At 69.8% G+C, this 6,966-nt stretch carries 8 protein-coding genes and 1 pseudogene; 5 read left to right on the top strand and 4 right to left on the bottom strand.

Annotated elements, in window-relative coordinates:
• Positions 1–447 precede the first annotated feature (447 nt).
• Entirely contained in the window at positions 448–1,062 is a 615-nt protein-coding gene (locus tag EYQ95_RS25495) for a hypothetical protein (RefSeq protein WP_132331906.1), read from the top strand.
• Between the two features lie 333 nt (positions 1,063–1,395).
• Positions 1,396–1,749 (top strand): FKBP-type peptidyl-prolyl cis-trans isomerase, encoded by a 354-nt coding sequence (locus tag EYQ95_RS25490; RefSeq protein WP_132331904.1) that lies wholly within the window; start codon positions 1,396–1,398, stop codon positions 1,747–1,749.
• Positions 1,750–1,857: 108 nt separating this feature from the next.
• Here EYQ95_RS25490 and EYQ95_RS25485 read toward each other — a convergent pair whose 3' ends face one another.
• Positions 1,858–2,778 carry a hypothetical protein gene (locus EYQ95_RS25485; RefSeq protein ID WP_132331902.1) on the bottom strand — a complete coding sequence of 307 codons (921 nt, stop codon included), beginning with the start codon at positions 2,776–2,778 and terminating at the stop codon, positions 1,858–1,860.
• Positions 2,779–3,122: 344 nt separating this feature from the next.
• Positions 3,123–3,323, bottom strand: coding sequence for a hypothetical protein (locus tag EYQ95_RS25480; RefSeq protein ID WP_132331900.1), 201 nt, complete (start codon positions 3,321–3,323; stop codon positions 3,123–3,125).
• A 445-nt stretch (positions 3,324–3,768) separates the two neighbouring features.
• Between EYQ95_RS25480 and EYQ95_RS25475 the strand changes: the two genes are divergently transcribed.
• Positions 3,769–4,536: a hypothetical protein gene (locus EYQ95_RS25475; RefSeq protein WP_132331898.1), complete on the top strand. Its 768-nt coding sequence runs from the start codon at positions 3,769–3,771 to the stop codon at positions 4,534–4,536.
• A 175-nt stretch (positions 4,537–4,711) separates the two neighbouring features.
• Here EYQ95_RS25475 and EYQ95_RS25470 read toward each other — a convergent pair whose 3' ends face one another.
• Positions 4,712–5,599 carry an endonuclease/exonuclease/phosphatase family protein gene (locus EYQ95_RS25470; RefSeq protein WP_132331896.1) on the bottom strand — a complete coding sequence of 296 codons (888 nt, stop codon included), beginning with the start codon at positions 5,597–5,599 and terminating at the stop codon, positions 4,712–4,714.
• A gap of 317 nt (positions 5,600–5,916) precedes the next feature.
• On the opposite strand from EYQ95_RS25470, the gene EYQ95_RS25465 reads away from it, so the two are divergent.
• Together EYQ95_RS25465 and EYQ95_RS25460 are read left to right on the top strand one after the other, a co-directional pair.
• Positions 5,917–6,240: an excalibur calcium-binding domain-containing protein gene (locus EYQ95_RS25465; protein WP_207916680.1), complete on the top strand. Its 324-nt coding sequence runs from the start codon at positions 5,917–5,919 to the stop codon at positions 6,238–6,240.
• Between the two features lie 77 nt (positions 6,241–6,317).
• Complete coding sequence (locus tag EYQ95_RS25460; protein WP_132331892.1) at positions 6,318–6,788, top strand: DUF1456 family protein; 471 nt, start codon at positions 6,318–6,320, stop codon at positions 6,786–6,788.
• A gap of 83 nt (positions 6,789–6,871) precedes the next feature.
• Here EYQ95_RS25460 and EYQ95_RS25455 read toward each other — a convergent pair.
• A pseudogene (locus tag EYQ95_RS25455) lies at positions 6,872–6,966 on the bottom strand (IS5/IS1182 family transposase); the annotation flags it as partial.

The following is a 6,966-nucleotide window of genomic DNA, read 5'->3' as shown; positions in this document are numbered from 1 at the left end:
AACGACAGCTGCATCGCACTCACCCCGATCACGGTGAGGCATTGTCGCGCAATCGGGCGGAGTTGTTCAGACCTTCCCTAAAGATGTTCTGCTAGACCGCGACGACCAAGCTGTGGAGAAGCTGAACAAACTTGCCTCACTTGGTGTTGTTAGCGCCTCCGACATCAAGGAGTGGCCCCTATTTTCTGGCCTCCGTTCAAAGGGGGCCTTGGATGACGCGCTGAGAGTTGCAGAGCAGCACTTGGCGACACGCACCGCCAGTGAGTCGGCTGCCGCACCCGCGGCAGCGACACCATGACGCCAAAGAAAACAGGAAAAGCGGGGTCCAGAAACAACCAGAACAGGGGTCAGAGTCGAATTACTCGGCCTCACTAGCCGAGGAACATCGAAAGACCCGTAGGGCGGCGCGCAGGACGCGCGCCGTCGCCACCCGAGGCAGGATGCCGAGTGTGGCGATCCGCGCAGTCGTGTCCGGTCGCGAGCTGTAGATCCGTCGGGGAAGCTGCTTTCTTTTGGTTACTTTTCTTTGCAGCAGCAAAGAAAAGTGACTCGGGCGCGAAAGCGCACGAAACGCTCGTGCTTTGCCACCCTGACCTGCAGCCGTCCAACAGAAGGCGTGGGAACGAACCTGCAATCGACCTTCTCGCCTTCCTTCCACTGCTTCTCATACCGATCGCGTTCGCCATCAACATCTACGGCCAGGTAGTCGGCCGACGCCGCGTCAAACAGGCCCTGCGCGAGACATTCCTCCGGCTCCGATTCGACACGCCCGACGGCGTCGTTAGCGGTGACGCGGTCCGAGTTGTCAAGATCTTCAAACAGGGCATGCCCTTCTCGTACGACGACGTATTCACGATCCCCGTTGGCCCGCGCTGGATCTCGGACTCCTTCTGGTACTGCATCGGCCCGGCGCGGACCTACTTTCTCGCGATTCCCATGGTGGAAGTGGGCCTGGGCCGCGTCGATGTGACGTGGGTGGTGCGTCCACTGTCGGAGGTAACAACAGGGGTCAGAGTCGAGTTTCTGGACCTTACTGGCCCAGCCGAGCCGGAAGGCCCGTAGAGGCGCGCAAGAGGGGTCAGAGTCGACTTTCCTCGACCTCACTAGCCGGGCGGCAACGGGAGACCCGAAGGGCGGCGCGCAGGACGCGCGCCGTCGCCACCCGAGGCAGGATGCCGAGTGTGGTGATCCGCGCAGTCGTGTCCGATCGCGAGCTGTAGATCCGTCGGGGAAGCTGCTTTCTTTTGGTTACTTTTCTTTGCAGCAGCAAAGAAAAGTGACTCGGGCGCGAAAGCGCACGAAACGCCTTTGCCGACGACCGATGGAACCGAAGCCGAGCTTCGTTCCTGTCGACAGCTACACTCCGGGGCCACCCTATCCACCTACGGGAACCCCATGACCTACACCACCACGCCATCCGGCCTGCAGTACGAAGACACCGTCGCAGGCACCGGCGCAGAAGCCAGGCCCGGCCGGAACGTCGTCGTGCACTACTCGGGCTGGCTGTTCGAGAACGGCCAGCAGGGCCAGAAGTTCGACTCGAGCAAGGACCGCGGCGAACCCTTCATCTTTCCGCTGGGCGGCGGCATGGTCATCAAGGGCTGGGACGAAGGCGTGCAGGGCATGCGCGAGGGCGGCATCCGCACGCTGATCATCCCGCCCAATCTCGGCTACGGCGCGCGCGGGGCCGGCGGCGTGATTCCGCCGAACGCGACGCTGAAGTTCGAGGTGGAGCTGCTGGGCGCCTGAGGCCAGAAACCGCGGTCGGAGTGGCGTTTCCGTCCTGCACGGACGAAACGCTCGCCGTTCCCCGCACTCAGGCCGCAGCCCCGCAAACCAGCGATCAGCCGACGCGCCTCAGCTGGGCGCCCGGGCGGCCGGCGTGCACTGCAGGTCCAGCGACCGCCGCCCCTTTTCCCGCTCGAACCGCCGATAGCGCTCGCGGTCGCGGATGAACCCCGACTCGAGCTCCGCCTGGAAGGCCTGCACCCGGACCCGCGGCAGGCATGAGCGCAGCATCGGCTCCTCGACCAGCAGGTAGCGCCAGCCGAACACGCTGGGCCGCGGCCCCGCGCGGCCGGCGACGTGGCGACCGAAGTCGCGGTCGCCCGGCTCGCGGTAAAGGAACCACCCCAGCCCGACGCCGTGCCGGAGCGCGAACTCGCGCTGGCGCTGCGCGAGCGCGGTGAACGCCTCGACCGAACGCTCGAAGTCGGCGGCGAGCTGCTCGGGCGGGAGATCCGGCCGCAGCCGGCGGCGATGCCGGAGATGCTGGTCGCGCTTGCCGACGTGCTCCTCCGCGATGAACTGCGGGTCCACCCCGCCGTGCAGGACGATCGTCGCCCCCGGCTCCACCACCAGCGTGGCAGCCAGCGGGAGGAAATAGTTGGCGCAGGAGGAGTAGCACTTCTCGCGAACGCGCACGACCAGCCCTGGACGCTGCAGCCGCTCGGCGATGTCGAGCGCGACCTCGACATTCCCGCCGCCGCTGCGCACGACCAGCTCGTTCGTGGTCGGTGCGAGCGTGGCGACCACGCAGTCGCGCATGGCCGCGTCGGTCGGGCCGTCGAGCATGAAGACCGTCGCCGAGACCTGCTGGCAGCGCGGCGGCGCCGCCGTTGCGTCCTGCGCGCCGACGGGCGCCGCCGCAGCCCCGAACGCGAGCACCGCCACGCACGCGGTGCGCTGCAGGCACCTGACCGCGCCCCCGCGCGCGCCAGGCCTGTCGACCACCGGACCGCGAGTCCGCAGCAGTTCAACCGATACGGGTCGGTGCATGGACCCCTCCTCCAGGGCTCCCGGTGTACACCGGGCTCGGGACCGGGGACAAGCGACAACGGGGTCGAGAAGTACGGGCCGGAGCCGGGTTTTCTGGGCGTTGAACCGATAACCCCGCGGAGCCCGCGTAAGCGCAGCGCACCCGGGCGGCGCGCGATCGGCAACGCGGCAACTGCTGACATCGCAGCGTGGTGGTCGCCACGGGTGGCCCGTGGCTTGCCCGGGCCAGTCGTCACGAAGAACCTCACCAGGGTCTTCGCCAAGCCGCGAAGGCCGACCCGTCCTTGTCCTGCGAGGACAGGATCGCCACGACGACCGCCAAGCGGCGACCTGCCGCCTCGACGCTAGCCTTGTTCCGTGCGCCGCGACACGGCTGCGTTCTGCGCGCTGTTGCGGCCGGTTATCAGGGTCTCGCCGCCGCCGTCGAGGTTCACGTCGGGCAACGTCTGTCGGCTGGACTCCTGCGCCTTCGCGGCGGCCTTGCGTTCCCGCTCGCGCGTCTCCCCGACGCGATCGTTCTGTCCGTGGCGGTTTTCGTGCGTCATGACACGGCCCTCCCGAAAGGGCGCGAGCCTGCGCCTGCGGATGTACAAGAGCGTGAGAGCGGCGGGAGCTGCGCGGAAGATGCATGTGCGGAGGCCGTAGCCCCGGGTAGGCGCCGCGCCCCCGGAAGGCGGGCGCCGTCGTGACGTCGCGTCAGCCGAGGCGGGCCGATACCACGCAGCGTCCTGGCCCGGTAAGCACTGCGCGCCTGCGCTGCACGTGGATGGTGCCCCTCGTGACGTCAACCCCTGGCCACGCGGCAGCCCGACGCTACCGGCGAGCCGCGGGGGGCCGCGCATCGGCGAGCGCCGGCGTGTGCGCGCACCGACCGGCCCGACGCGCAGGCTGACGCCACTGGTAGATTGATCGGGTCCAGGCGGCCGATCGTGAGTGCCGTACTGCGCGGTGGGGCGTCGGGACATCCCCAACCAAAGGAGAAAGAAGATCATGGAGTCGAATGGCAAAGCCGCTGCGATCGTCCTGTTGACGGTCGCGTTCGCAGGAAGCGCGGTGGCGCAGGGCAAGAAGGCAGTGGCTGGCACCACGGCCGAGGCCGCAGTGGTACAGGTGGACGACAAGACGCTGCGGAAGCTGTCGATGGGCATCGGCGAGGAAGCGGAAGACTTCGTCGTCACGAAGACGGAGGAAGTGGAATCGTCCGCCGGCATGAAGGCGATCGTCTACACCGTGCAGACCCGTGGCGGGCAGAAGTTCAAGTGTCAGATCTTCGAACAGTCCAGGTTCGGCAAGATCGCGACGTGGGGCATGGGCGCAGGCAGCAGCGCGGACTGCACGGAGTTCTCGAGCGCCGGCAAGGACAGCCGCAAGGGCGATGCGGCAGCGGTGGGAAGCGGACCGTCGAAGGGGACGTCCAAGCCCGCGGCGGCACCGGTGGCGACCGACGAGAAGACCATGCGCAAGATTTCCATGGCAATCGGCGAGGAAGTCGGCGACTTCGCCGTCACAGCGCAGCAGGAGATCCAGTCGTCGGCGGGGATGAAGGCCATGGAGTACACGGTGGCGACCGATGCCGGGAAGAAATACAAGTGCGAGATCTTCGAGCAGTCGAAGTTCGGGCGGGTCATGAGCTGGGGCATGGCCAGTGGTGGCTCCGCTGCCGTGTGCACGGACTTCACGAAGGGATCCAGGGACAAGGGCAAGGTGAACCAGGCGAGCTGCAACGGGCTGCTGCGCGCTGCGGGCAAATGCGGCTAGCGGATCCGCGCCGGCCTGTTCGATCGCTCCACCTCAACCAGGACGCCGGCGAGTGATCGCCGGCGTCTACTGCCGGTCTTCGACGGGTCCGACTCGGCCGGACAGGGGCGAATGGCCCTTCCCGGGGCCCCGGGAAAATCGACTCTGACCCACGTCGTGCCGGCCCGGGCCGCGATCAGCGCAGGCGCGCCGAGATCGCGCAGTGATCGCTCAGCGCCTCGCCGGCATAGGTCGCCTCGTCGAAACCGGCGAGGTCGGCGGCGGCGCGGCGGTCGAGCACGATGTGGTCGATGAAGTCGCGATAGCGCGGGTTGCACTGCGCGGTGCGGTCGCCGGCGGCCAGGCTGAGGTCGGCGTTGGCGGGGCTGGCGTCGTCCCATTCGGCCCAGACGGCGTCGCCCGGCAGGGCCAGGCGGCGGTTGAAGTCGCCCAGCACGGCAAAGCGCATGCCCTCGGCGGCGCGGCGGTCGATCCACTGCTCGAGCACCGGCACCTGGCGGAACAGCACCGGGCAGGCCTCGTTGCGGTCGCCCGCGCTGCAGCCGGACTTCAGGTGCACCGAGAGCAGGCGCAGCGGCTGGCCGCCGCGCGGGCGCAGGATCACGTCCACGCCCGAGCGCAGGTCGGGATCGCCCAGCTGCAGCGCGGTGAGGTCGGGCTGGCGGTCGAAGGGCAGGCCCTTGCGGATGGCGAAGCCGGTGCGCTGCGCGCGGATGGTCTGGCCCTTCGCGCGGCCGCCGCAGGCGGAGGTGCGCGGGGTGCCGATGCGCTCCTCGACGAGCACCGTCCAGCGCGCCGGATCGAAGACGCGCTCGGCGGCGGCCCTGGACTCCACTTCCTGGAACGCGACCACGTCGGCATCCAGGCGCTCGACGTGCGCGCGCATGGCGGCGTAGTCGGCCGCGGTGCGCGGGCGGCAGCCGGTGCCGTCGCGCTCGGCCAGGTGTTCGACGTTCCAGGACGCGAGGGTCAGGCCGGGCGCCGGCGTGGCGTGGCCGCCGGGCAGGCCGGTGCAGGCGGCGGTGGCAAGGAGGATGGCGGCGAGCAGGAGGCGGGTCTTCATGGGGGAAGTAGAGCACCGGGTGCGTGGGCGGCGACAGGGGGCGCCGCGCAACTGTGCAGGTGGCGGGCCGCGACGCCGTGACCCTGCCGGATGGCGCCGCGCCGGCCGGCGTGCCGGGGGCGCGCGGTGCAGCGAGGGCGGGCGGCAGGCGCGATGCCGCGCGAGGGTCGCGGCGCGGCCCGGGCGCCTGGGCAGGCAGGCGCGGGGCTGCCGGGGCGGCAAAAGTCCTAGAGACCGCGCCCTCGCCCTGGCCTAGGGTTCGCGTGCCGGCCAGGGGGCGCCGGGGTGCAGGGGGCCGTATGCGATGCGTTCTTCTCGTGGCCGCGCTGGCGGCCACGGCCGGCTTGGCGACGGAGGTGCTCGCGCATTCCGGCGGGCTCAATGCCGAGGGCTGCCACAACAACCGCAGGACGGGCGATTACCACTGCCATCGCGGCTCGGGCACCCCGCGCTCGTCCGCGCCATCCCGTGGCTCGACCCTCGCGCCCGGCCGCGCATCGTATGGCGCGCCACGGTCGACGGGCGGCGCGTACGCGAACTGCGCCGCCGCGCGTGCGGCAGGTGCCGCGCCGGTACGACGCGGCGAGCCGGGCTACGGGCCGCACCTGGACCGGGACAACGACGGGGTCGGATGCGAATAGGCGCGACCGCAGGCGGTGCATGGCAGGACCGCGCCGTGCCGTATCCTCCCCCGCCCGGCCGCACCCGGTGCGACACCATGATCAACAACGACGTCCTGCGCAGCCTGCGCTACATGCTCGACCTCGGCGACGTGCACGTGGCCAACCTCGTCCGCATGGCCGATCCCGGCGTGGAGGTGGAGCGGGAGCAGGTGCAGGCCTGGCTGCGCCGGGAGGACGAGCCGGGCTTCGCGCCGCTGGAGGACCGCGTGCTCGCGCTGGTGCTCGACGGGCTGGTGATCCACTGCCGGGGCCCGCGCGAGGACGGCGCGGTGCGCGCGCCGGAAGCGCGCCTGACCAACAACCTGGTGCTCAAGAAGCTGCGCGTGGCGTTCGAGCTCAAGGACGTGGACCTGCACGCGATCTTCGCCGCCGCCGGCCATCCGCTCTCCCGGCCCGAGCTTTCCGCGCTGTTCCGCCAGCCGGGCCACAAGAACTACCGCCCCTGCGGCGACCAGCTGCTGCGCTACTTCCTGCGCGGCCTGACGCTGCGCGTGCGCGGCGGCTGAGCGCGCGGCCCGGGGCGCGACGCGGTGCCGGATGCGGCCGCTGTCGCGCGCCCTCGCCCTTGCCCGCCTAGGGCCTGTTAACACTATCGCAACGATTCGATGATCAGTGCGAAGTGGATGAAGGCCGCGAACATGACGTCGAGCTTGTCGAAGCGGCTGAAGATGCGGCGGAACCCTT

Source organism: Lysobacter sp. N42, from assembly GCF_004344885.1.
This window is presented reverse-complemented; position numbering and strand designations above follow the sequence as displayed.